The sequence below is a fragment of the Chryseobacterium tructae genome, from assembly GCF_030409875.1.
Classification (GTDB): domain Bacteria; phylum Bacteroidota; class Bacteroidia; order Flavobacteriales; family Weeksellaceae; genus Chryseobacterium; species Chryseobacterium tructae.
Genome location: NZ_JAUFQR010000001.1, coordinates 1,342,431 through 1,367,110, shown reverse-complemented (window position 1 = coordinate 1,367,110; position 24,680 = coordinate 1,342,431). Strand labels below are relative to the sequence as shown.

The 24,680-nt window shown below is 35.1% G+C and carries 15 protein-coding genes and 5 pseudogenes; 11 read left to right on the top strand and 9 right to left on the bottom strand.

Annotation, left to right across the window (positions count from 1 at the left end):
- Positions 1 to 72: 72 nt before the first annotated feature.
- From QWZ06_RS06610 to QWZ06_RS06595, 4 genes are all read right to left on the bottom strand, one after another.
- On the bottom strand, positions 73 to 531 hold the full coding sequence (locus QWZ06_RS06610; RefSeq protein ID WP_290296640.1) for a GNAT family N-acetyltransferase: 459 nt from the start codon (positions 529 to 531) through the stop codon (positions 73 to 75).
- Complete coding sequence (locus QWZ06_RS06605) at positions 531 to 1,535, bottom strand: AAA family ATPase (RefSeq protein WP_290296639.1); 1,005 nt, start codon at positions 1,533 to 1,535, stop codon at positions 531 to 533. Before QWZ06_RS06605 ends, QWZ06_RS06610 begins: the two co-directional genes overlap by 1 nt.
- A 287-nt stretch (positions 1,536 to 1,822) precedes the next feature.
- On the bottom strand, positions 1,823 to 2,296 hold the full coding sequence (locus tag QWZ06_RS06600; RefSeq protein ID WP_290296638.1) for a hypothetical protein: 474 nt from the start codon (positions 2,294 to 2,296) through the stop codon (positions 1,823 to 1,825).
- 4 nt (positions 2,297 to 2,300) lie between these two features.
- Complete coding sequence (locus tag QWZ06_RS06595; RefSeq protein WP_290296637.1) at positions 2,301 to 3,602, bottom strand: PKD/REJ-like domain-containing protein; 1,302 nt, start codon at positions 3,600 to 3,602, stop codon at positions 2,301 to 2,303.
- Positions 3,603 to 3,841: 239 nt separating this feature from the next.
- Here QWZ06_RS06595 and QWZ06_RS06590 point away from each other — a divergent pair, with 239 nt between their 5' ends.
- From QWZ06_RS06590 to QWZ06_RS06555, 8 genes and pseudogenes are all read left to right on the top strand, one after another.
- Positions 3,842 to 5,179, top strand: coding sequence for a peptide-N-glycosidase F-related protein (locus QWZ06_RS06590; protein WP_290296636.1), 1,338 nt, complete (start codon positions 3,842 to 3,844; stop codon positions 5,177 to 5,179).
- 283 nt (positions 5,180 to 5,462) lie between these two features.
- A pseudogene (locus QWZ06_RS06585) lies at positions 5,463 to 5,932 on the top strand (DinB family protein).
- Positions 5,933 to 6,036: 104 nt separating this feature from the next.
- Positions 6,037 to 6,780 (top strand): 23S rRNA (guanosine(2251)-2'-O)-methyltransferase RlmB, encoded by a 744-nt coding sequence (gene rlmB, locus QWZ06_RS06580; protein WP_290296635.1) that lies wholly within the window; start codon positions 6,037 to 6,039, stop codon positions 6,778 to 6,780.
- A gap of 32 nt (positions 6,781 to 6,812) precedes the next feature.
- The gene (locus QWZ06_RS06575; RefSeq protein ID WP_290296633.1) at positions 6,813 to 7,862 is read left to right on the top strand and encodes a DUF6263 family protein; all 1,050 of its coding nucleotides are present in this window, start codon (positions 6,813 to 6,815) and stop codon (positions 7,860 to 7,862) included.
- Between the two features lie 38 nt (positions 7,863 to 7,900).
- Positions 7,901 to 9,085, top strand: coding sequence for a hypothetical protein (locus tag QWZ06_RS06570; RefSeq protein WP_290296631.1), 1,185 nt, complete (start codon positions 7,901 to 7,903; stop codon positions 9,083 to 9,085).
- 11 nt (positions 9,086 to 9,096) lie between these two features.
- Positions 9,097 to 9,327: a hypothetical protein gene (locus QWZ06_RS06565; protein WP_290296629.1), complete on the top strand. Its 231-nt coding sequence runs from the start codon at positions 9,097 to 9,099 to the stop codon at positions 9,325 to 9,327.
- Between the two features lie 32 nt (positions 9,328 to 9,359).
- Positions 9,360 to 11,899 (top strand): annotated as a pseudogene (locus QWZ06_RS06560) (YfhO family protein).
- Positions 11,900 to 12,002: 103 nt separating this feature from the next.
- A complete protein-coding gene (locus tag QWZ06_RS06555) occupies positions 12,003 to 13,295 on the top strand; it encodes a glycosyltransferase family 4 protein (protein WP_290296627.1) in 1,293 nt (430 codons plus the stop codon).
- A gap of 85 nt (positions 13,296 to 13,380) precedes the next feature.
- Here QWZ06_RS06555 and QWZ06_RS06550 read toward each other — a convergent pair whose 3' ends face one another.
- Positions 13,381 to 14,025, bottom strand: coding sequence for a hypothetical protein (locus tag QWZ06_RS06550; protein ID WP_290296625.1), 645 nt, complete (start codon positions 14,023 to 14,025; stop codon positions 13,381 to 13,383).
- Positions 14,026 to 14,232: 207 nt separating this feature from the next.
- Between QWZ06_RS06550 and QWZ06_RS06545 the strand changes: the two are divergent.
- Positions 14,233 to 15,194: pseudogene (locus QWZ06_RS06545) on the top strand (YpdA family putative bacillithiol disulfide reductase).
- 74 nt (positions 15,195 to 15,268) lie between these two features.
- On the opposite strand, the gene QWZ06_RS06540 reads toward QWZ06_RS06545, so the two are convergent.
- Positions 15,269 to 16,462 (bottom strand): MFS transporter, encoded by a 1,194-nt coding sequence (locus QWZ06_RS06540; RefSeq protein WP_378171019.1) that lies wholly within the window; start codon positions 16,460 to 16,462, stop codon positions 15,269 to 15,271.
- Positions 16,463 to 16,765: 303 nt separating this feature from the next.
- Here QWZ06_RS06540 and QWZ06_RS06535 point away from each other — a divergent pair, with 303 nt between their 5' ends.
- Together QWZ06_RS06535 and QWZ06_RS06530 are read left to right on the top strand one after the other, a co-directional pair.
- Positions 16,766 to 17,644, top strand: coding sequence for a helix-turn-helix domain-containing protein (locus tag QWZ06_RS06535; protein WP_290296619.1), 879 nt, complete (start codon positions 16,766 to 16,768; stop codon positions 17,642 to 17,644).
- An 89-nt stretch (positions 17,645 to 17,733) separates the two neighbouring features.
- A pseudogene (locus QWZ06_RS06530) lies at positions 17,734 to 19,673 on the top strand (oleate hydratase).
- Positions 19,674 to 19,818: 145 nt separating this feature from the next.
- Here the strand turns inward: QWZ06_RS06530 and QWZ06_RS06525 are convergent.
- From QWZ06_RS06525 to QWZ06_RS06515, 3 genes and pseudogenes are all read right to left on the bottom strand, one after another.
- Positions 19,819 to 21,503 (bottom strand): annotated as a pseudogene (locus tag QWZ06_RS06525) (glutamine--tRNA ligase/YqeY domain fusion protein).
- Positions 21,504 to 21,590: 87 nt separating this feature from the next.
- Entirely contained in the window at positions 21,591 to 23,507 is a 1,917-nt protein-coding gene (locus QWZ06_RS06520; RefSeq protein ID WP_290296617.1) for a hypothetical protein, read from the bottom strand.
- Positions 23,504 to 24,601, bottom strand: a complete 1,098-nt coding sequence (locus tag QWZ06_RS06515) for a hypothetical protein (protein ID WP_290296615.1) — start codon at positions 24,599 to 24,601, stop codon at positions 23,504 to 23,506. Before QWZ06_RS06515 ends, QWZ06_RS06520 begins: the two co-directional genes overlap by 4 nt.
- Positions 24,602 to 24,680 lie beyond the last annotated feature (79 nt).

Sequence of the window (24,680 nt, the reverse complement as noted above, 5' to 3'; positions counted from 1 at the left end):
TTGAAAGTTTTGGGTTTAAGTTTTTTGAGATCCGGGATTCACGTTTCGGGATTTGAAACTCTGATCGCTTTTCTAATTCTTAAACTCAATAGATACATTCAACCATTCGTCATCAAACTTCGGGCTGTATTTCTTATAAAAATTGATGGCTGGTTCATTCCAGTTCAACACCTGAAAAACCATCCCACTATATGCATTGGATTTCCCATATTCTACTGTGGCATCGAAAAGAAGTTTTCCAATCTGTTTTCCTCTCATTCTTTCTGTTACAACAAGATCTTCAAGATACAATCTTCTTCCCTTCCAGGTTGAATATCGGTCATAATATAATGAGATTCCTACAACTTTACCGTTCAATTCTGCCACGAAGGCTCCCCAAACCGGAGATTTACCAAATCCATCTTCAGTAAATTCATCCAAAGTCACCGTTACCTCATGTAACGCTTTTTCATATTCGGCAAGTTCTTTAATTAAGTCCAACATGGAAGCACAATCCTCCTGAACTGCTTTTCTAATGATAACATCACTCATTATGGTGCCTGGATTTTTGCTAAAATTCTATTAATGATTTCTTCAGTTGATATCTCTTCTGCTTCCGCTTCAAAGGTTAAACCCATTCTGTGTCTCAATACATCTTTGGCTAATGCTTTTACATCTTCAGGAATTACAAATGCTCTTCCTTTTAAGAAAGCATATGCTCTTGAAGCAATAGCAAGGTTAATGGATGCTCTTGGAGAAGCTCCAAAGCTGATATAGTTTTTCAGCTCGGATAATCCATAGTTTTCCGGATATCGCGTTGCAAACACCATATCAAGGATATACTTTTCTATTTTTTCATCCAGGTAGATCTGATTAATCAACTCTTTTGCATCCACAATATCCTGAAGTGAAACAACTGGATTTACCGTTGGTTGATGAGAAGTAGAAACCATTCTCATTACCTTTCTTTCATCTTCAAAAGCGGGATAATCTATGGTGCATTTCAGCATAAAACGGTCACTTTGTGCTTCTGGTAACAAATAAGTCCCCTCCTGATCAATTGGGTTCTGAGTCGCTAATACCAAAAATGGTTTTGGAAGCTTCATCGTTTCATCTCCAATCGTTACCTGCTTCTCCTGCATTACTTCTAACAGTGCTGACTGTACTTTAGCAGGAGCACGGTTAATCTCATCAGCAAGAACAAAATTGGCAAAAACAGGGCCTCTTTTTATTGAGAAATCATTCTCTTTGATATTATAAATCATAGTTCCCACAACATCAGCAGGAAGCAGATCCGGTGTGAACTGAATTCTTGAAAACTCACCATGAACAGCATCTGCCAGGGTTTTGATGGCTAAGGTCTTCGCCAAGCCCGGAACTCCTTCTAAAAGAACGTGACCATTCCCTAAAAGCCCTACCAATAGACGGTCTACCATGTATTCCTGTCCAATAATCACCTTGTTGATTTCCTGTCTCAGAAGAGAAAATAAGTAGTTTTTTTCTTTTACTTTTTCCGTCAACTGACGGATATCCTCGGCTTGATATGTATCTGACATAGCTTGATTTAAAATAAGTGGTAAATTTCTGATAAATACTTGCATTAATCAACATAATCAATGCCATATTTGAGTTAAAGTTTGTTAAATATTCCGGCTTTAACAAAGCATTTTGAATTCAAGATAAATTTTATTGCGATAATTTCATCTTCATATTTAAGTCTTTTGTATTATCATTCAATCTATTATAAAAAATGTTGTGACAAATAATTGCCACAACACTTTTATATCATTTATACAGCAGAGTTTATTTTATACATACTATCATAAAAAAAACCATTTATTTACTACTCATAAGCAATATCAGAAGATTCTATCTTTTTTATTTCCGGTTTATTTAAAATAACATCCTGAATAATTGTATTTATTTTGTTAAACCTTTTCCCATTTGAACAAAACCATCCGTCACTCCTATTATGTATATATTTTACGGAAAAATCATCTATGAAAAGTTCATCATATATTATAGGATTGGTTCCCCATTGAGAACAATCAATTTCACGGGAAAACTCTTGAAATTGGTTTTCGGAAAACGCTTTTATTATTTTTGTCCTTTCATTTTCTGTTAATATTATTTCTATTTTGATGGTATCATCGCTATATCTTCTTTCAAAAGTATTCGTTTTTGAATGGTAACTATCGGTTAAGCTTTCATAACCAAATGAAGAATAAGGATTCAACTTTACTTCTCTATTGCAAGAAACTAGAAATAATAAACAACTGATTGCTATATATAATTTACCATTATATTCCTTTTGCACAGAATTATAATTTCGTAATATTTATAGTAAATGCACCCTCCGGCATATCTACTGAATCTTCGTAAGATCCTATATTGATAAAATATTCTGTTCCTGCGGTTGTTGTAATGGTCATTGTTTCCGCAGATCCACCACCACCATTATCCATTGTTCCTACGCAAGTCAAACTATTGCAAGTTCCGCTGTACACTCCTATTTTAGGATCAAAAGAGGCCGCTGAAGGAGTAGCTTTAATTGTATATTGACCACCATCTCCTATCAATTTAAACCACAAACCATCATTCATTCCATCATTAGCACAAGCTAATATAAAACCTCCATTATTCGTGGAAGACATTCCATCAGCCTGTGTATAAGCGTAAGGGAATGTAGATGCAAGCAAAGCTCCGGAACATGCATCATTTACAGGTATCGGAGGAATGGTTTTAAATGTATATTCTGCACAACCTGAAGACTCTCCATTAGCAGATACAGCTGTTACTTTTAAATAGTAAGTAGTATCACGGTTAAGAACAATGGATGGAGAAAGATTATAACCTGCTCCATTTACAGTTTGATGATTAATAACATCCGTCCCTCCGGGAGTTGTACCTAAAGACAATCTATAAGAGGCGGCCCCCATCACTGATTGCCAGGTAATAACAGGCGACAATGATACAAATTGAGCATTATTAACTGGAGAAATCACAAAAGGACAACCAGGAGTAAGATTAGCCGTCAAACCTGAAATTGTCATTGCAGATTTATAATCGACTCTGATACCTCCCGGTGGAGATGCCGGATCAACAACAGCACGATCACCCTTGTAAATTAGAGTTGAGTTTTGCAAATAAGGATAAACACGAAAGGCTTCATCAAAATTATTAATGTCAATACTTGGCGAATTTTCTTTTGCAGCCACCACCAAATTATCATTATTATTATACGCAAATGGTGTTGTAAAAACGACTTCTACCTTATTGCCGTTCTTATTAACCGTACCTGTAAATACCTGAGTCAATTCAGCTGCAGGAACCCAATCGGTACCAGATGCAAACGATACTTTAGGGGTGTGACCAAGATAAACAGTCCAATTGGAAGAATCATTAATAGTTGCGGAAGGACTCATATAAAAGGTAAGACCTGTAATATTTCCGGCAGCACTTGCATTCAGCTCCTGCTTAGGAAAAATCTGCTGAACATAAGAATAAGAAAAAAAACTGCTTATTGGTGCAGACCCTACACTTCCACTTCCGATATTGATATTGATCTGAGCATTAACAGCAAACACTGCAAAGAACAGAGATAAAAGTAAAATTCTTTTCATTATTAATAATATTACTATTGAATACAATGCTAATTTAACAATAAAATATTGATTCTTGTAATAAAAAAAAATATTCAATCATATCTATTAATTAATATGAATACTTTCAGCACAAATCTTATTATTTGATTAAATAATTTAAACATTTAACAACAAAACAACTATCAACTCAAAAACAAAAGCAAACAATCATTATTTTTAATACATATTTTAATATATTTACATTAAATATCAACGATATGTATAAAAGACTATTTTTTGCAAGTCTATTCCTTACAGGCCTATTCAAATCACAGACAACCACCATGACAAATCTGATTTCAGATGCAGTATATTATGATGGTTACGCTGCAACGGTGACCACTCCGGTTCCCACCGACCTGATCAGGCTTGGAAATACCAGATACGCAAGGAAACTTACAGATACAGAACTAGATTCCTTTAAGGCAAAAATTGCCATGAGAGTAACCATTGGAGCTCTTTGTGATAATTATGACCGATTGGGAGAAGTTTTTCTTGCTCTGGTTCCTAAAAACCAACCAACTTATACCATGAATGACGCCAATGTAAAAAGGATTGAAGCCGCCCGATACATTACTCCATTCATGAACAAAAACCGATCTCCAATAGAAGTCCCTTACACCTACGACATAAGCAACCTGTACAGCGTATTCCATAATACGGAATTGCGAAATGCTTATGACATGTATATGGAGCTTGATGTCTTTGGAGTACCTTATGCTGCACAAACCCAGGTTACAGGATGTACAGGCAGAATTGATGTTTTTTCAGGAAATCTAACCTTCTTTTCAACAGATATTGGAGCTACCCCTACAGATTATAATACGATTGTTCCTATATTAAGTTATAATAAACTCAATAATTATAATAGCACTGATACATCCGGAGAAACAGTAAGACTTGTCACATTTAATCTTCCTGCCGCTGTTACCAATGCTAATTTTGTAGTGATCTCTACACCTCACGGTGCCAATTCAGGTGGTGAAGAATATGTTAGAAGACAAAATTACACTTATATAGATGATGTTCAGATGCTCACTTATACTCCCGGAGGAATATCATGTGAACCTTACAGAGTATACAATACACAAGGTAACGGAATCTACGGAACAGTACCAAAATCATTTGATGACTGGACTTCATGGAACAATTGGTGTCCGGGAAATGCAGTTCCTATCCGAGGGTTTACTTTAGCAAACATGACTGCAGGAAATCACACCTTGAAACATACTATTCCTACTGCTGTTTTTAACGGACAACAAGGGGAAGTGTACTTATCTGTTTATATGCAGGGAAAAAGTAATGCTACATTAAATGTAAAAGATGTAAAAACCATAGATGTTAGCATATATCCCAACCCTACAACTGATTTTGTTACTATAAAATCGAAAGAAGATGTGGCATCCATGACTCTTTTCAGCATAGATGGAAAGAAACTGACTGAAGTTTATAAAGAAAACAAAATCAACCTTTCATCATATACTACGGGAGTTTACTTTTTAAATATTGTTCTGAAAGACGGAACTACTTTCAAACATAAAATCATAAAAAAGTAACCATCATGTATTAAACTCATAAAACAGTTAATAAAATAATAAAAAACCCTTCTTTGACAAAAATCATAGAAGGGTTTTTAGCATCATAAAAATTGATAAATATTTAAAAAGGAGAAGTTAAATTTTCTGAAACCCATTATGATCTTCTCAAAATTCTATGTAAAAAGAAAATAATAAATAATGTGTTTTTATGGCATTCTGGAACTTTTACTTTAATCCTTTATCCAAAAAATTGTCATTTCCAGTTTATTAAACTATTTTTGGTGATTAAAATTTCTGCAAAATGAATTATCATTTTCAAGCACACAGACAGGTGAGAAGAAACCTTTTAGATATCCTGCAAAACACATCCCACGAGGATCTTTGCTGATTCCGGATGGCTTCAATAACAATATTTACTGGAATATTGCTCATACAGTTGCCACTCAGCAGCTTTTGCATTATTATCTGAGCGGAAACCCTTTCCGAATTGATAAATATTGGATTGAAACTTACAAAAAAGGGACTTTACCTAACTTAAATGTTCAAAAATCGGAGGTGGAAGATCTGGAGTTTTTACTCACAGAAACCTCAAAGATTTTAATGAAGGATTATGACAGTGATTTCTTTTCAGATTATACTCCTTACACCACAAGTTTCGGGATGGATTTGAAGAGCATTCAGGATGCCATTATCTTTAACAATATGCATGAAAGCCTGCATTATGGATATGCAATGGCGCAGAAAAGAGCAATTTTAGGAGAAAAATATTAGTAGGAAGCGGGAAGAAAGGAAGCAGGAAGTTTGAAGTGGAAATTATCCACGAATCACCTAACCCGAATCCCGATAACCTTAAACATAAAATTATAGACAAATCAATGAAAGACGATTTTATTTTCGGGCTACGTCCCGTGATTGAAGCAATTGAAGCGGGAAAAACGATTGACAAGATCTTTGTGCAAAATGCACTTCAGGGTCCTATTTATGCTGAACTGAAAGCCATTTTAGCGAAAAATAAAATCCGTCCCAATTATGTTCCGGTTGAAAAACTGAACCGTTTTACAAGAAAAAACCACCAAGGTGTGGTTGCTTTTATTTCGGATGTTCCGTTTCATAAAGTGGAGGATCTTGTTCCACAATTATTTGAAGAAGGTAAAACTCCTTTCTTATTAATTTTGGACAGACTTACAGATGTAAGAAACTTTGGTGCCATCTGTAGAACAGCAGAATGTGTAGGGATAGATGCTATCATCATTCCTGAAAAAGGAGGAGCGCCTATTAATTCTGACGCAATCAAAACTTCTGCAGGAGCTATTTATAATATCAAGATCTGTAAAGAAAATAACCTTGCTCATGTAGTAGATTTCCTTCAACAGAGCGGGATTACTGTATTTTCAGCATCTGAAAAAGCTCAAAAATTAATCTACGATGTAAACTTCACAGAACCATGCGCCATCGTTATGGGAAATGAGGAAACAGGTATTTCTAAAGAAGTATTGCACCATTCTGACGAAAAAATAAAACTTCCTATTGAAGGAAAAACTCAATCTTTAAATGTTTCGGTAGCATGTGGAGCAATTCTCTATGAAGCAGTGAGACAAAAAAGTTTGAAAGTAAATTAATTCGATACCACAACACTTAAAAAAATTATAAAATGAAAAACATAGCAGCAATCGCGCTATTATCATCTATAGCACTTGTGTCTTGTAAAAAAGAGACGGCAAAAATAACGAAAGTAGATCCTAAAACCGGAAAAACAGTTACAGTAGAAGTTCCTGCTGATTCTGTAGCAAAAGTTGCAGAAAATCCGGCAATCAGAGATTCTGCAGGAATTGTTACACAAACTTTCAAGCTTGAAAAAGGAAAGACTTATCCTCTTACCACTTACCAAAGAGATGTAAAGACGATGACTGATCCTCAGGGAAAAACGATTACAGCTACTACTGAATCTACGGATGAGATGAATTTTACGGTAAACGACATCAAAGGAAATGTTTACGAAATGACGCTTAACCTTGTTTCCAAGAGAAGTTCTCAGTCTGCACAAGGAAAAACAGTTGTAGTAGATACGAAACTTGCTATTCCTAAAGAAGACGAACTTAAAATGATCTGGAATGTCAATAAGGCGCTTACGAGTAACAAACTTGACATGAAGATGGATAATAAAGGAAATGTACTTTCTATTACAGGTTTTGATGCGGTATATACTAAAGTTGCCACTGCGGTAGGATCTCTTATTAAGGACGCTAATGAAAAGGCAAGTGTTGTAGCAAGCCTTAAAGAGTCTTTCAATGAAAAAGTACTGAAAGACCAATTCAATAAAAACCTTGTTATCATTCCTAAAAAAGGAGTAAAAGTAGGTGAAAAATGGACGACTTCTGAAAATGCAGATCCAAGCGGAAGTATTAAGGTAACTTCAAACTATGTATTAAAGAGCCTAGGAAACGGAACTGCTGAAATTGCTGTAACCGGAGGTATTCCTAAGAAAACTGAAAAGAAAAATCAAGGACCTATTACTCATAGTATGAGCAGTGAACTTGTTCAGACTGGAACGATTAAGTTTGACGAAAATTCAGGATGGATTACCAACCAAAACATTAATGTAAAAGCTACACAAGTAGAAACTATTTCAGACGGAAAACAGTCTCAATCTATGAAGAGTGTTTCTAATTCTTCTGTAATGGTAAATCCTTCTGCAAAGTAATTGATATAACCTAAAAACTAAAAAACTAATAACCAATAATGAAAAATCTTTTTTATGCTGCCTTATTTTTATTCCCTACTTTACTATATAGTCAGATAAATTTTGAACAGGGATACATCATTAACGAAAACGGCGAAAAGATAAATGCTTTAATAAAAAATAATGACTGGAACAGTAATCCGAGTGTCATTCAATACAAGCTTAATAGTGATGACAAAATAAATCAATTACAAACCAGAAATTTAAAAGAATTCTCTGTTGGGAATGTTAAATATCTAAGGGCAAAAGTAATGATAGACCGCTCTTCTTACAACTTACAGAACCTTTCTGAAACGAAAACTTTAAAAAATAATGAAGAAACTCTCTTATTAAAGTCTTTAGTTGAAGGAAAAGTTAATTTGTATAAATATAATGAAGGAGATGTTACTCGCTTTTTCTACAAAAGAGAAAACGAAGATATTTTTCACCAATTGGAATACAAGGAATATTTAGATTCAAACAATAGAATACAAAAGAACGAAGCCTACAAAAATCAGCTGAAGGAAGAGCTTTCTGATAATGAAAAAATAACAACTACTGATATTGAAAGATTAGTATATACAGAAAGTAAACTAAAGAAACTGTTCCTTCTTTATGATGGTTTAGAGACTGTAGATTCAGGAGATAAGAATAAAAGTAATTTTCATGTGTACTTAAAACCTGGAATTGGGTTCTCAAATTACACCATAAACCCTCCTATTGGAAATAACGGTATAGGAGAATATAAAAAGAATAGTCTTCTTTATCGTTTTGGGGTAGAACTTGAGTATGTTTTAGACTTTAATAAAGGAAAATGGGCGATCATTTCGGAACCTGCTTTTCAAACAGTAAATTTTAAAGTGAATGATTACAACAGAAGGAATTATGAAATAAAATACTCTGCGCTACAGCTACCATTAGGATTTAAGTATAATATGTTTTTAGGTCAGAAATCAAAAATTTATCTAGCAGGACTTTTATCTTTTGAATTGATTTTAAACAATGATGTATACAATGTAGATAATGTTTCTACATCAGCGAGCGGAAGAGTTGCCCCAACATTTGCTGCAGGGTATAATTATGACAAGTTCGGAGTTGAAGTGAAATGGGGATCTGTTCCTTATTTTTCTTCCCAATATTATGGGCAACCTGAAAAACTAAATATGAATGGGTTTAACATATCCTTATCATATAAGCTATTTTAAAAAATAAAATTATGAAGTATATTCTTGAGTTAGTACTCTCTGCAATTATTATTTTCTTTGTCTGGAATATTCTAAAAAGAATTTTCTTTAAGACATTTTATAGTTATCGTTTCAACAATAACAATCAACAGACAAATAAGCAGCAGGATATACACGACTCAAATAAGAATAATAAAAATCTTAAATGGGATGCGGAAACCGTAGACTATGAAGAGGTAAAAGAGAAGAATGAGAAAAGGTAAAAAAAATCAAGAAATAAAAGATAATAACCAGCATGGCAAAAAATAAAAACTTAATTTATATTGCAGCTTCATTAGTAGTATTTATAGTTTTAGCATTTTTATATTCCACTCCTGTATTTTCAGGAAAACAGCTTTTCCAGCATGATATTGTACAGTACAGAGGAGGAGCTAAAGAACTTCTAGACTATAGAGCTAACACAGGAAATGAAACCTATTGGAGTGACTCCATGTTTGGGGGAATGCCGACTTATCAGATGGGGAGCCAGTTTAAAGGCGACATCATCAAAAAAATCGACAGCAACCTGAATTTTCTGCCAAGACCGGTCAATTATCTGTTCCTGCTTTTTGCAGGTTTTTTCCTTTTGGGAATGGTAGTCGTTAGAAACTGGAAATATGCTCTATTAGGAGCAACCTTCTTCGGGCTTTCTACCTATTTCTATATCATTATTGCTGCAGGACACAATGGAAAAGTAAATACCATTGAATATTTTGCACCTCTTTTAGCCGGAATACTACTGGTTTACATCCGAAAACAATACATTTGGGGATTCATTGTCACTACCCTTTTTATGGGGCTTCAGATTGCAGCGAACCACCCGCAGATGACTTATTATCTGTTTATTGCGCTAGGATTCCTTTTCCTGTCTGAATTGATCAGAGCAATCCAGAAAAAGACTCCAATGAAACATTTCCTTATTTCTTCAGGAATCATTGCTGCATCTTGTATTATTGGGGTTGGAATGAATTCTCAAAGAATCATGGCCAATTCCGAATATGTAAAGGAAACTGTTCGTGGAAAGCAAATCTTAACCAATGACAGCCATACTTCAGGAAAATCCGGAATGGATAAAGAAAGTATGCTGATGTGGAGCTATGGACAACTGGAAACTTTAAACCTTTTCATCCCAAGATTAATGGGGGGTGGAAGCCAGGAACCGGAAGCCAAGGAAATGATGAGTAAAGTACAGGAACTCGTTCAGGAAAATGTAGGCTCACAAGCTGAAATGGACAGAATTTCAAAGGATTCAGTGGAATGACCTACTGGGGAGATCAGCCAGGAACTTCAGGCCCTGCTTACCAGGGAGCAATTGTATGTTTCCTTGCTGTATTAGGATTCTTCTTTGCATGGAAAAAATACCGTTATTGGATTTTGGGTGCTTCTATCCTAACTATTTTATTAGCTTGGGGAAGCAACTTTATGCCATTATCCGATTTCTTTATTGATTATGTTCCGTTTTACAATAAATTCAGAGCTCCATCTTCCATTCTTGTCGTAGTAGAATTGTTATTTCCTTTAATCGCTATTTTAGGATTATACAGATTCTTCACTGACGAAAAACTAACAGAAGAATACAAACAAAAGATTCTGACGTATGTAAGTGGTGGAACATTAGGACTCTTATTAATTCTTTTAGTCTTTGGTAAATCATTGCTAGGATTTTCGACAGCAGGTGAAAAAACGTACTTCCCTCCTTTTCTTCTTGATTATCTGGTAGATGAAAGATATAAACTATTTAAAATAGATGCTATAAAGGCATTCATCTATGTTGCAATTACTGCTGCCGCTTTATTCCTTACCCTAAAGAAAAAATTGAATTCCAATATTGCATTAGTTGTTATTGGGGTCGTAAGTTTATTTGATCTATGGACTGTCAACAAGCGTTATCTAAATGACGAAAACTATGTAGACAAAATCTTTGCTGAAAATCCGTTCCAGACGGAAAGTTCAGATTTATTAGCTGAAAAGGTACAGGGGAATCCAAATCTTGAATCCATTTTATCTACAGTAAATATCAATAAAACCTTAGAAACAATTGCTGATAAAGATAAAGCTCACTACAGAATTTACAACCAAACATTGGGGGTAACCAGTGAAACCAATACGTCTTACTTCAAGGCTTCTATCGGTGGATACCATGCCGTAAAACTGAGAAGATATGATGACGTATTGAATGCTTATATCAATAGTATCGACAGCGTAAAAACACCTAAAATACTTAATTTACTGAATGCAAAATATATGGTTTTTGGAGGTCCGGATCAGCCTCAGGTTGTTCCCAATCCTAAAGCCAATGGAAATGCATGGTTTGTAAGTGATCTTAAATTCGTAGATACTCCAAACGAAGAAATTAAATCTATCGGAGAAATCGACAATAAGAAAACAGCTGTTATTGCCTCTTCTGACAAGACTTATTTCAGCAACAAACCTGTTCAGGCAGATTCTACGGCATTCATCAATTTAACGAAATACCAGCCTAACGAGCTAGAGTTCAAATCTCAGTCGAAGACTCCTCAATTAGCAGTTTTCTCTGAAGTGTACTACCCTCACGGATGGAAAGTTCTTGTGGACGAAAAAGAAGTTCCTTATATCAAAGCAGATTATTTACTTCGTGCAGTGCATGTTCCTGCAGGAAGCCACCATATCAGAATGGTATTTGAGCCGGAAGTAATTGAAAAAGGAAAATGGATTTCTCTATTAAGCTTCGGATTATTTATTGCATTGGCTGCCTTTGGAATTTTCTGGATGAATAAGAATAAGAAAAAAGAAATTTTAGTGGAACAGAAAGCCTAATTTAAACTTTGTGCTTTGTCATTCTGAATGAAGAGCTAGAATGAGATTCTTCACTACGCTACGCTTCGTTCAGAATGACAAATGAAGGACAGACTACAAAAAAATGGAACAAAAGAAAATATTAATTATCACCTATTACTGGCCTCCTGCGGGAGGTCCTGGTGTTCAAAGATGGCTGAAGTTTGCTAAATATCTTCCTGATTTTGGATGGAAACCTGTTATCTATACTCCAGAAAATCCAAGTTATCCATTGGTAGATGAAACCCTGATGAAAGATGTTCCGGAAGATATTGAAATCGTAAGAACAAAGATCTGGGAACCTTATCAACTGGCTGAAAAGCTTAATAAAAGCAATAAGAAATTCAAAGCCGGCCAATTTGATGTAGGAAAAAATCAAAGCTGGAAATCTAAGCTATCTATATGGGTAAGAGGAAATTTTTTTATTCCTGATGCCCGAGTTTTCTGGGTAAAACCTTCTATTCAGTTTTTGGAAAAATACCTGAAAGAAAATAAGATTGATACTATTGTAACTTCAGGTCCACCCCACTCCCTTCACCTGATTGGATTAGGCTTAAAAGAGAAGTTACCCGATCTTAAATGGATTGCAGACTTCCGCGATCCATGGACAGAAATTTCATACTATACACATCTGAAGCTCACCAAAAGTTCAGATAAAAAGCACCGCCAGCTGGAAAGTGCTGTTTTCAAAAATGCAGATATCACCCTGGCAACAAGTTATACAGATGCTGAAAACTTCAGAAAAGCCGGAGCGAATGCTATTTGTATTACAAATGGTTTTGACGAAAGTGATTCAAGTGAAAAAGCAAAAGAGCAAAGCATCCCTAATAAAGCCTTTGTTCTAAGTTATATTGGAGTTCTGGAACAGCTTAGAAATCCTGATAATCTTTGGAAAGCATTGGATGAATTGGTAACGGAGAACACAGAATTTGCCCAATATTTCAGCTTAAAATTTGTGGGACGAATTGATGATAAAATTCTTCAATCTATAGAAAGTTCAAGCCTGAAAAATCATATCCTGAATCTGGGGTATCTTCCACACGGCAAAGCGGTGGAAGAAATGCAGACTTCAGAAATGCTGTTGATTACCAACTTCCCCAATGAATCTTCAAAAGGAATTATCCCTGGAAAAATATTTGAATACTTGGCATCCGGAAAACAGATCCTTTCATTTGGCCCGGATCAGGCAGATGTTGCTAAAATTCTGGAAGAAACTCATGCAGGAAAACATTTCAGCTATAATGATTCTGAAACCGTTAAAAAATTCATTCTTGAGAAATTTGAACTTTGGAAAAACGGAAATATTTCTGAAAATACTCAACAAATTGAACAATTTTCCAGAAAGAATCTAACCCAACAACTGGTTGGAATTTTATAAAGAAAAGAGACTGGAAGCTGGAGGTAGGAAATTATGAAATGACAAGATCTATTTTATAACTAAAAAAACTTCCAGCTTCCAGCTTTTATATTGTCCATTGGTCATTCACCACGGCAATCAGATAGTATTTCCCTTGAAATTCTTCAAATACCAAACGAAGTGTTTTCCAATCCATTTCACCATTCTTTTCCGTTCCTTTGATATAGTTTTCCGTAAAGTCTTTCTTAGGATAGATTTTTTCAAGATTATTTAGTGAATTTCCACCTGCTATAAATTTATTCAGAGAGTACTGAGAAGTCGTAAAATCAGCACCGAAAACCCACTTTCCAAGATAATCATTGATTGTTGTTTTATACGGATCTCCGGAACCATCATGAGCTCCCCAGGTAAAAAGTGTTTTGGTAGGTTGATATTTTTCAAATTCTTCTTTAGAAAAATGCTTGTCCGCTTTCGGATCTACGAAAGCATACATGGAAAAACTAATTCCTTTTTCAGGATGAATAAATGCAGCAAAAGTTTTATAATCTTTCGCTTTTAAAGCCTGTAAAACCTCATCATTTACCTTTTTAAGATCTCCTTCTTTCTTAATTTTTTCTTTAGCAATTGTTGCGCTATCCTGTGGCTTTACACGAGTGATCGTATCAATCTCACTGGGAACCGGTTTACCAGCCTCTTTCTTACAAGCGACCACCAAACTTAGCACAACCATTGAAGCAAGTAGTTTTTTCATATCTTCTATTTTTAAGTGAGTATAAAAACACCAAAACTGATGCCAATAGAGGTTTGAAAAGTAATTGAGTATAGTTACGTGGTTCAAGATTCGGGGTTTAGAACTACTTGTTTTGTTGGTGACATTTTCATTCACTGTTCTTTGTTTATCAGTAATATTCTTGGTTTCAATGAAAGTTTTTTACCAATTAGATTGTACCTTTGAGATATGGAAATTTTGGATATTCTCATTATCGGAGCAGGCCCTATTGGTATCAACTGTGCCATTGAAGCTCAGAAAAATAACTTGACTCATTTAATTATAGAAAAAGGAACCATTGTCAACTCACTGTACCATTATCCTTTATATATGCGATTCTTTTCAACCGCTGAAAAATTAGAAATTGATGGTGTCCCCTTTATTTCCACTGCCCCTAAACCCGGAAGGCAGGATGCATTGGAATATTACCAGGGAATTGCCCGACAAAAGAATCTGAACATTCATCTTTATGAAAAAGTGCTGAAGGTGTCCAAAACACTTGATGTATTTGATATTGAAACAACCAAAGGAAAATATAAAGCTAAAAATGTAGTGATTGCTACTGGGTTCTACGATATTCCTAATCTTATGAATATTCCTGGTGAAGAGCTTCCAAAGGTTAAGCATTATTATACAGAACCTTATCCTTATGCAAAACAGAAAGTGGTAGTAGTGGGATCAAGCAATTCTGCGGTGGATGCAGCTCTTGAAACCTATAGAAAAGGAGCCGAAGTAACAATGATCGTTCGTCATTCCGAGATTTCAAAAAGTGTAAAATATTGGGTAAAACCAGATATTGAGAACCGAATTGCAGAAGGAAGTATTAAAGCTTACTTTAATGCAGAAATGATGGAAGTACGAGAAAATTCCGTGATTTTTAAAGATGAAAATAACAAAACACATGAGATTGAAAACGATTTGTGCTGGCCATGACAGGTTACCTACCCGACTTTGAATTTCTGAGGAACTCCGGAATTGAGCTCAATGGTGACTGCTTAAATCCACACTACAATCTTAAGACAATGGAAACAAATATTCCGGATCTTTATCTTGCAGGCGTTGTCTGTGGAGGAAAGGATACTCATCTTTGGTTTATCGAAAATTCCAGGATTCATGCCAATATGATCATCAATTCTATTAAATCTAAATAAATCATAGCTTTTCTAGCTAAAAAAATAAGCCCTGATTAAATAATATTTAATCAGGGCTTTGTTATTTTTTTAAATTAACTCTCTTTCAAAACAAGGTCTTCTTCTTTTTGATTCTTTCCTTTAAGCATCCAGGGAATAACAAAGTAAAATGCAATGGCAATTCCTGTTGCCAACACACCTGTTCCAATCCATAAAATATTAAAGCCCAAATTATCAGCAATCATTGTTCCTATATAAGGAGTAATAATAAATGCTATGGAAAAAGAAATTCCGTTCAGTCCCATATAAGCACCTTTATTGTTCTCGCCTGAACGAAGTGCAGTAATAGTTGACATAAACGGAAGTGTCCAGATTTCTCCAACACAAAGCAATGTCATAGATACCAATAAGGTAATCATACTGTAATCAAAGGCTAGCATTGCATATGAAAATCCACAGATGAATGTACCAATCAACATGGTAAAAGCCAATGTAAAATATTTCTCTGAAAGCTGTACAAAGCCCATTTCAAGAAGAACGATCAAAAAACCACTGTATCCTAAAATATACCCTATATTCTGTTGACTCAGCTGAGCGGTATCCTTATAGAAGATGGTGAGTGTACTGAAAAGCTGGAAAAAGCAAATCGAGAACAGCATACACAGAAAACAGAAAATTAAAAACTTAGTATCCCGATAAGGCGAGTTTTCCTTTTTGATAACAATTACCTCTTTTACTTTTTTGGCTTCCTGTTTGGCCAGTTTTGCACGCCCTTTAAAAAACCAGATATACATTAAGCCTGCCAAGAAAGCAGCTAAAGCATTACTGTAAAACAAAAATTCATAGGAAATAGCAGATAAGATACCTCCCAATGCAGGCCCGATAGAAAACCCAAGGTTCACAGCCATTCTGTTCAGGGAAAAAGCTCTCGTAATATTTTCCGGTTTAGCGTATTTTGTAATAGCCACTGAATTGGCTGGGCGGAATGTTTCACTTACAATACTCTGAGCCAAAATAATCCCAGCCAAGCCTGCCTCTGTTGTAAAAAGTGGAATTAAACAAAACAAAGGAACACTAAGCAATAAACTCAAGCTTTGCACCCTATATTCGCCGATCTTATCAGTAATCATCCCTCCAAGCCAAGATCCAATAACTGATCCTATCCCAAAAAAGCTTAGGACAATTCCTGAATTTTCAATGCTAAAATGTAAATGATTGGTCATATACACTCCCAAAAAAGGAAGTACCATAGAACCGGCTCTGTTGATGAGCATTACCAACGCCAGCATCCAACTCTCCTGCGAGAGTCCTTTGAAAGAACTCGTATAAATGTTGATTAGTTTCACAATAATATTTTGGGGAAAAATTTGAAAATGCAAAGTTAGGCAAAAATGGGTGTAAAAGCCTCTATTTTAAGGCTTTTTTATAAATAATATCAATAAAAATAATCGATCAGCTGTATCCCGATTAAAACGAATATTTTGGATATATAAAGCGTAAAAACATTTATAAAATTCGTAAATTGCATTAACAGTAGGATTTTATCCTAAAATTCAATAAAAACACATATAAATTTCAACCAACACGTAAGAATGGTAACCTACGAAAACTTACATGACACTTTGTCTTTTTACAATATAGACTGCCGCCAGTCCTACTATATTTCCTCCGGAAAGCCCATTTTTGAATTTCCGAAAGTTCCTTTCAGAATGGATTATTATGCGCTCTGTATCTGCACGTCTGGAGAAGTAAGTGTTGAAATAGATCATCATCAGTATAAGGCAGATACTCATAGTATTTTGGTTGCGGCGCCGTCTACAATTGTAAAATTCATGAAGACCAGTCAGGATTTTAAGATGAAACTTCTATTCTTTGACAAAAACTTTCTGATCAAAAATATTTCGAATCCTTTTATCATTGAAAAAATGAATTTGTTTTCCAAAGGTTCCTACAGTATTGTAAAAACGACTCCCAAAAACTCTACGGTACTGCAAAACCTTCTGGATTATCTAAAAAAGAAATCCAGAAAACAGGGAAAATTTACTGAGGAAATTGTACGCACCATCATTTTTAATCTTTTGCTGGAAACAGCTGAAATTATTGAAACAAAACATTCAGTCAATCCTGATAAGGAAGAAGGAAAAAAAGATCTTTACCTTAAATTCAGCCAACTGATTCGGGAAAACATCAGGCAGCACAGAACCGTTCAATTCTATGCTGATCAGCTTTGTGTCTCTAATAAATATCTTATTGAAATCATTAAAAAAGCCAGTGGAAAGACTCCTCATGAGGTCATTGATGAAACCCTGTTGAAAGAAGCGTATGTGATGTTGGGAAATCCGGATATTACGATATCAGAAATCGCCTTTGAACTTCAGTTTAATTCCACGTCTGCATTTGGACGTTTTTTCAAAAAACATACTTCCCTTTCCCCTTCCGAATACAGGATAACTGAAAATATCCAGTCTTAGGAATTTCGGGACACTAATTCTGACATTAGGGATATACATTGCTTTTTGAATAGAGGTACCTTTATAATGTTCAAAAAAAACAAAATAAAATGAGTACGATCAATTCAAAATTCGACAAAGTTTTAAATGCCTCTGACCAGTTTGGAAAAGTAAACCACGAACCGGATTCAAGCAAGGAAGTTCAGATTAATACTCCTGAAAAGACAATGCCTTTTTCAGACCAGATCGGAAACTATCAAAGAAATAAAGGGATTCCTTTACAATCCTACGAAAACAGTACAATCTATATTGTCGGAAGCGGAATTGCAGGAATGTCTGCAGCATATTATTTTATCCGTGATGGTCATGTCCCTGGTAAAAATATTATTTTTCTGGATCAACTAGCTATTGAAGGAGGTTCATTAGATGGAGCCGGAAATGCAAAAGACGGTTATATCATTCGTGGTGGCCGTGAGATGGATATGACGTATGAAAATCTATGGGATATTTTCCAGGATATTCCTGCGCTGGAACTCCCTGCCCCTTACAGTGTATTGGATGAGTATCGCCTGATCAATGATAATGATCCCAATTATTCAAAAGCAAGATTGATTCACAATCAAGGACAGATTCAGGATTTCAGTAAATTCGGATTGGAGAAAAAAGACCAATTGGCCATTGTTAAGCTTTTATTAAAGAAAAAAGAAGAACTTGATGACCTTAGTATTGAAGATTATTTTGCGGAATCATTCCTTAATAGTAATTTCTGGTTCTTCTGGCGCTCTATGTTCGCCTTTGAAAACTGGCATAGCTTACTGGAGCTGAAATTGTATATGCACAGATTCCTTCACGCTATTGACGGGATGAAAGATTTCTCATGTCTTGTATTCCCTAAATATAATCAGTACGACACCTTTGTTACTCCATTAAAAAACTTTCTGGTAGAAAAAGGAGTACAAATTCAGTTTGATACCCTGGTAAAAGACCTTGATGTTCATATCAATACCGAAGGAAAAACGGTAGAAGGGATCATTACAGAACAAAATGGAGAAGAAGTAAGAATCCCAATCGGTAAAGACGACTATGTGATTGTAACGACAGGATCTATGACGGAAAGTACTTTCTATGGAAATAATACGACTGTTCCTGAAGTGACCATAGACAACAGCAGTGCGGGACAAAGTGCCGGATGGAAATTATGGAAAAATCTTGCTGCCAAATCTGAAGTCTTCGGGAAACCTGAAAAATTCTGCAGCCATATTGAAAAATCTTCATGGGAATCTGCAACGTTAACATGTCGCCCGTCTGCATTCACTGAGAAATTAAAAGAATTATGTGTGAATGATCCTTATTCCGGAAAAACAGCTACGGGAGGTATCATTACGATTACTGATTCTAATTGGGTCATGAGTTTACCTGCAACAGACAGCCGCATTACCCTACTCAGCCGGATGATGTTCTTGTAGTGTGGGTATATGCCCTGCTCATGGATAAAGAAGGAAATTACATCAAAAAAACGATGCCTGAATGTACAGGAAACGAGATTCTTGCTGAATTATGCCATCATCTTGGAATGACAGATCAACTGGATAACGTGATTGAAAATACGATCGTTCGTACTGCATTTATGCCTTACATTACTTCTATGTTCATGCCTAGAGCTAAAGGAGACCGTCCGAGAGTAGTGCCTGAAGGCTGTACCAATTTAGGATTGGTAGGTCAGTTTGTAGAAACCAATAATGATGTAGTATTCACCATGGAAAGTTCTGTAAGAACAGCCAGAATAGCCGTATACAATCTTCTTAACCTCAACAAACAGGTTCCTGATATTAATCCATTACAGTATGACATTCGCCATTTATTAAAAGCCACTCAGGCTTTAAACGATTATAAGCCATTCTTAGGAGAGGGAATTTTAAGAAAAATCCTGAAAAACACTTACTTTGAACACATATTAGTTGATCGTCCTGAAGAAAAAGAGGAACATGAATCTTTCTTTATGGAACAGGTTGGTAAATTCCAGGATTGGATCAAAGGAGTAAAAGGTTAGAAAACAATGGGCTCTTACTATTGAAAAATACGGGAGACACAAAGTTTTTTATTGCCACTAATGCACGAATTATTTTATAGATTATTCGTAGCAATAAATAAAAGAACAGGACTTATTTCTAAGTCCTGTTCTTTTATTTATTAATTTATTCCTTATAATTATTAAGGCTTAAAGAATCTTTTAATGTTACTGTACGGTTGAATACCAATGTAGCATCCGTAGAATCCTGGTCTTTTGTAAAGTATCCGATTCTCTGGAACTGAAGTGGCTCACCCACAGCTACATCCTTCAAACTTGGCTCAGCAAAACCTTGAACTGTAGTCACAGATTCAGGATTGATGAAGTTTAAGAAGTCTACATCTTTTTCAGCATCCGGTTGTTCAACGGTAAACAATTGATCATAGATTCTTACCTCAACAGGAATAGCATGTTTAGCAGATACCCAGTGAAGTGTTCCTTTTACTTTTCTTAAGCTCTCTTCTGTTCCACTTCCGGACTTACTCTTCTCATCATAAGTAGCGTAGATCGTTGTGATTTCACCATTTTCATCTTTCTCTACTCTTTCAGCTTTGATGATGTATGCTGATTTTAGACGAACTTCACCACCTAATTTCAGTCTGAAGAATTTGTTATTTGCTTCTTCTTTGAAGTCCTCACGTTCGATATACAGTTCTCTGGAGAAAGGAATTTCTCTGGTTCCTGCATTTTCCTGTTCAGGATTGTTTTCAGTTTCTACCCATTCTTCTTTATCTTCAGGATAGTTTTCAATCACTAATTTTACAGGATCTACTACTGTCATCACACGTTTAGCCACCTTATTCAGGTCTTCACGTACACAGAAATCAAGTAACTGGATCTCAATCAGGTTTTCTCTTTTTGCCACCCCTACTTTATCAATAAAGTTCCTGATAGCAGTTGCAGTGAAACCTTTCTTCTCATTCCGGAAATAGTAGGCATTCTTGGATCATCCCATCCTGTTACTACTCCTTCAGCAACAAGTCTTTGCAGCTTTCTCTTAGAAGTGATCATATAAGAAACATTCATCCTTGCAAATTCTCTCTGCTTGTTCTTAACCTTACCTTCTTCATACACCTGATCTAAATACCAGTTGTAAAGAGGTCTGTGATTCTCAAACTCTAAAGAACAAAGCGAGTGTGAAATTTGCTCTATATAATCGGATTCACCGTGAGCCCAATCGTACATTGGATAGATTTTCCAAGCCGTACCCGTTCTGTGGTGAGGCTTATTCAAAATTCTATACATAACAGGGTCACGCATATTCATGTTTGGTGAAACCATGTCGATTTTTGCACGAAGAGACATTGAACCACTTTCAAATTCCCCGTTTTTCATCCTTTCGAATAAATCTAAAGACTCTTCAACAGGACGATTTCTGTATGGAGATTCAATTCCTGGTTCTGCAGGATTTTTTCTTTGCTCGGTAATCACGTCAGAGGGTTGTTCATCTACATAAGCTTTTCCCTCTTTAATTAATTGTACTGCCCAATCGTAAAGCTGCTGGAAGTAATCGGATGCGTACAAAACTTTATCCCATTTGAAACCTAACCATTCAACATCTTTCATGATAGAATCTACGAATTCCTGTTCTTCTTTTTCAGGGTTCGTATCGTCGAAACGAAGGTTTACGGGAGCGTTGTATTTTTCCCCCAGCCCAAAGTTGATGCAGATGGCTTTTGTATGCCCTACATGCAGGTAACCATTAGGTTCAGGCGGAAAACGGAAACGGATCTGATCCTTGTTCAAACCGTTTGCCAGATCATCTTCAATAATTTGCTCAATAAAATTGAGTGATTTTTTTTCTTCTTCCATTAAATTAGCTTTTGTTTATAGCAAAAAAAGTGGTACAAAGTTACGGAAAATTTGGGGTTCAGAAAACTCTAATTCATAAGAGCTTTACTATCTTTTTTCATAATTTTTTAAATCATTGATTAAAATATCCAATCGTCCTTCCGGAGCAACAGTTGATATTTTTTCAGAACCGGCAGGCTTTACCCGTAAATAAACTCCTTTTTTAGAAAGTTCTTTCTGAAGATTTTTAGCTAAAGTACTATCTCCTTTATTGAAATACCTGATCGTATTTTCTCCTGAGAAAGAAACTTTCTGAGATCCCGGTACTGTAAACACATAGTTGTTGTTTTTTCCTTCTTCAGAAACTGTGGTGCTTACTGTATTACGGATATAATTACTGATATCATTCACCCGCTTTTCATCAACATTGTTAGTATAATTAATGTAAACTGTAGACACCTTTTTATCAGTAGGTACAGAAATATTTTTACGCATTGCAGTCGATATACCTCCCAAAAACCTTTTGTTTCTTACAGTGTTACCGCCCAATTCACCTGGCATATTTTTCACATTAGAGGTCAATTCATAACTACGATATATATTCTTTTGGGCATGAACTATTCTTTCGATTTCCGAAATCTCTTTATTGATTGCGAAATAATCATTCCGGCTAGCTTCTATCTTTTTTAAATTACTAATGATAACCCCTGCTCCCTTATCTTTTCTTCCATACTGAAGCATTTCATTAATTGTTTTTTTACTGATCAATCTTGTGGTAGCAAATTTCTCAGAGTTTTTGATGGGTAAATATTCATCAACACGACCTTCTTCTTGATTTGACATATTCACTTCTTCCTCTAAAGCTTTTAAGGCATCCTCAGCATGTCCTTTAAAAGGAGTTTTATACGTTTGGCTTATCGTATAATAGATCATAGATTTCCCCAAAACATTAAAGGTATTTTCTTGAGCAGGTTTTGGATTTTTTTTATTTTTTAATTCTTCTTCATCTTCTGAAATGAAACACATAAGTATGAACCGGATTTGTCTATTGGGATATAGATCAGCAAGGTCTTTTTTATAATACCTTTTGAGCCTTTTATAAACAGCAAGTGTAGTAGATGTTCCTGTGTTTTCATAAAACCCACCATCACCAAGATTTCCTGTTCCGGGCACCAAATTATAGGTACTTAATATTGGAAATGCCTGACTTTGAGCAACGGCAGCAGAAATGGGAATATAACTACTATCACCTTCTTTTGTTTTGGCAAATTCTTCAGCAATATCTTTTGCGCGAATCCCTTGATTACAAAACTTAACAGGAGAAAAAATAGCTTTCTCGCCTGTATTCATTAATGTTGTATTAAGAAAAAGCAAAGGGTTTAAAGGTCTTAATGAGCTCATCTTCTCCTTTTTAGGATACCACAAATTGAAATAATTCTGATCAAAATAAGATCTAACAGACTCCAAATTCTTTGCATGTACTAATTCAGCAGCTTCCACCATTGCATTGGCTTCTTCTTTTTGCAGGATATAATTTCGATCAATCTTTTTACTGAAAATGGAAATAAGAGGATTAATGGTGAAATCAGAAAACATCAGCCCTAAAAAATTACTACTAAAATAGTTTCTGTTATAAATTTTACGCACTATATTATCCCTTTCTTCCTTCATAAAACTGGCATCTATATCTTCAGACAAGACATCATTAGTTTTAATAGCCAGGTAAAAATTGGCTCCATTCGATGATCCTGAAACAGTGGAAATACTAAAAATATTTTTATAAAACTGAGGATTGGTAGCATCCGCATTCAGTAACCCTGAAAGCATCCACGTTCCGGCTGTAGAACCGCCTCCTTGCCCGGAAACAAGAAATACATCAATAGGTTCGTTATTATTCGGATCATCAATATGATGGTTATGCCGTAGCCATTCACAAAATCTATCTTCTAAGGTATCTCTCTTGTCTATTAATGTATCTGGATTTTTTTTAAATTGAAATAGATCCTTATTTGATCCTTCTATCAAATAGATTTTTTTATCTCCAAGAAGTAAAAAATAGAGAGCAAGCAGAACCAAACTTCCCAAAAAAATGTATTCCTGCCAATCATACTTAGCTGTTGGTTTCTTTCTGCTATAATTGATCGTAATAATAATTCTTGGAGTTGTATATAATAATTCGAAGGCCAATACCAAACAGCAGAGACAATAATCAATATCACGGTAGGAGATATCCAGATCAGCTTGGAATATATACTCAGCACACAGAAAATTAATAAAAAAAGTCCACTCAAAATCAGTACTGCTCGATGAATCTTTCTACTGAATTCATATCTGGCTTTTGTATCTGCTCTCTCTTTTTCCTTATAGATCAAAAATAGAAATGTCATCAAAATACATAAGAAATTGTAGATAATCAGAGCAATCAAAAAGTAGCAATAGGATTTCCCTGTACTTAATTCCAGTTGTACATCTTTAAAAATGAAAACTATTAACGGAAGTGCAATAAAAATCACAAGAAACATCACAAATGCATTCAATACACTTTTATAATTTCTATTGGCTATAAAAAGACGATATAACTTACCTGATTTTTGATTTAATACAGCTAAAACAGTAAAGGATAAAAGCAATATAACTACAAATAAAGCAATATATGTCCCGTCTTTATACAGCCACCCCTTACGCTCCTCCTTATTCATCAACTCAACTAAAGATTTTGCCAAACACACTACCAATGTAGTGTTGTAAATAATCCAGGGAGCTATCGCTATATACTTTACCGGAATCTGGTTTCTTTTTTTGTTTCTCCGGCCGTTATAAATCTTTTCAAAACCACGATAATAAAATTCTACGACTTTAGGTTCTGTTTTAGAACCTAAAAATGTTTTTAAAAATGCGCCAGGAATTACCCATAAGGAAATAGTAAGTAATATAAATGCTAACACAATATAAAAAACATTAGGAAGATTCCCTGCATCACTCAAAGCATAAATAAAATCATTACTCACATCTGAAACTACAAATAGTAAAAAAACAAAAAAAACAGACAGAAAGATATAAATCCCATTCGCTTTAATGGTATTATAAATCTTTTCCACATAGTAGATAAAGGCTTTCATGGTATTAGTTTTAGTGATATTAAAATTACTAAAACCATGACTTACAACAAATCACCCGAAAGGGGTATTTTGATTCATT

Excerpts from the sequence above, each read along its gene's own strand:
- QWZ06_RS06575 (WP_290296633.1), top strand. The coding sequence starts at position 6,813 with ATGAAAAACATAGCAGCAATCGCGCTATTATCATCTATAGCACTTGTG.
- QWZ06_RS06605 (WP_290296639.1), bottom strand. The coding sequence starts at position 1,535 with ATGTCAGATACATATCAAGCCGAGGATATCCGTCAGTTGACGGAAAAA.
- QWZ06_RS06540 (WP_378171019.1), bottom strand. The coding sequence starts at position 16,462 with ATGCTGGCGTTGGTAATGCTCATCAACAGAGCCGGTTCTATGGTACTT.
- QWZ06_RS06570 (WP_290296631.1), top strand. The coding sequence starts at position 7,901 with ATGAAAAATCTTTTTTATGCTGCCTTATTTTTATTCCCTACTTTACTA.
- QWZ06_RS06515 (WP_290296615.1), bottom strand. The coding sequence starts at position 24,601 with ATGAAAGCCTTTATCTACTATGTGGAAAAGATTTATAATACCATTAAA.
- QWZ06_RS06535 (WP_290296619.1), top strand. The coding sequence starts at position 16,766 with ATGGTAACCTACGAAAACTTACATGACACTTTGTCTTTTTACAATATA.
- QWZ06_RS06610 (WP_290296640.1), bottom strand. The coding sequence starts at position 531 with ATGAGTGATGTTATCATTAGAAAAGCAGTTCAGGAGGATTGTGCTTCC.
- QWZ06_RS06555 (WP_290296627.1), top strand. The coding sequence starts at position 12,003 with ATGGAACAAAAGAAAATATTAATTATCACCTATTACTGGCCTCCTGCG.
- QWZ06_RS06565 (WP_290296629.1), top strand. The coding sequence starts at position 9,097 with ATGAAGTATATTCTTGAGTTAGTACTCTCTGCAATTATTATTTTCTTT.
- QWZ06_RS06595 (WP_290296637.1), bottom strand. The coding sequence starts at position 3,602 with ATGAAAAGAATTTTACTTTTATCTCTGTTCTTTGCAGTGTTTGCTGTT.
- QWZ06_RS06550 (WP_290296625.1), bottom strand. The coding sequence starts at position 14,025 with ATGAAAAAACTACTTGCTTCAATGGTTGTGCTAAGTTTGGTGGTCGCT.
- rlmB (WP_290296635.1), top strand. The coding sequence starts at position 6,037 with ATGAAAGACGATTTTATTTTCGGGCTACGTCCCGTGATTGAAGCAATT.
- QWZ06_RS06590 (WP_290296636.1), top strand. The coding sequence starts at position 3,842 with ATGTATAAAAGACTATTTTTTGCAAGTCTATTCCTTACAGGCCTATTC.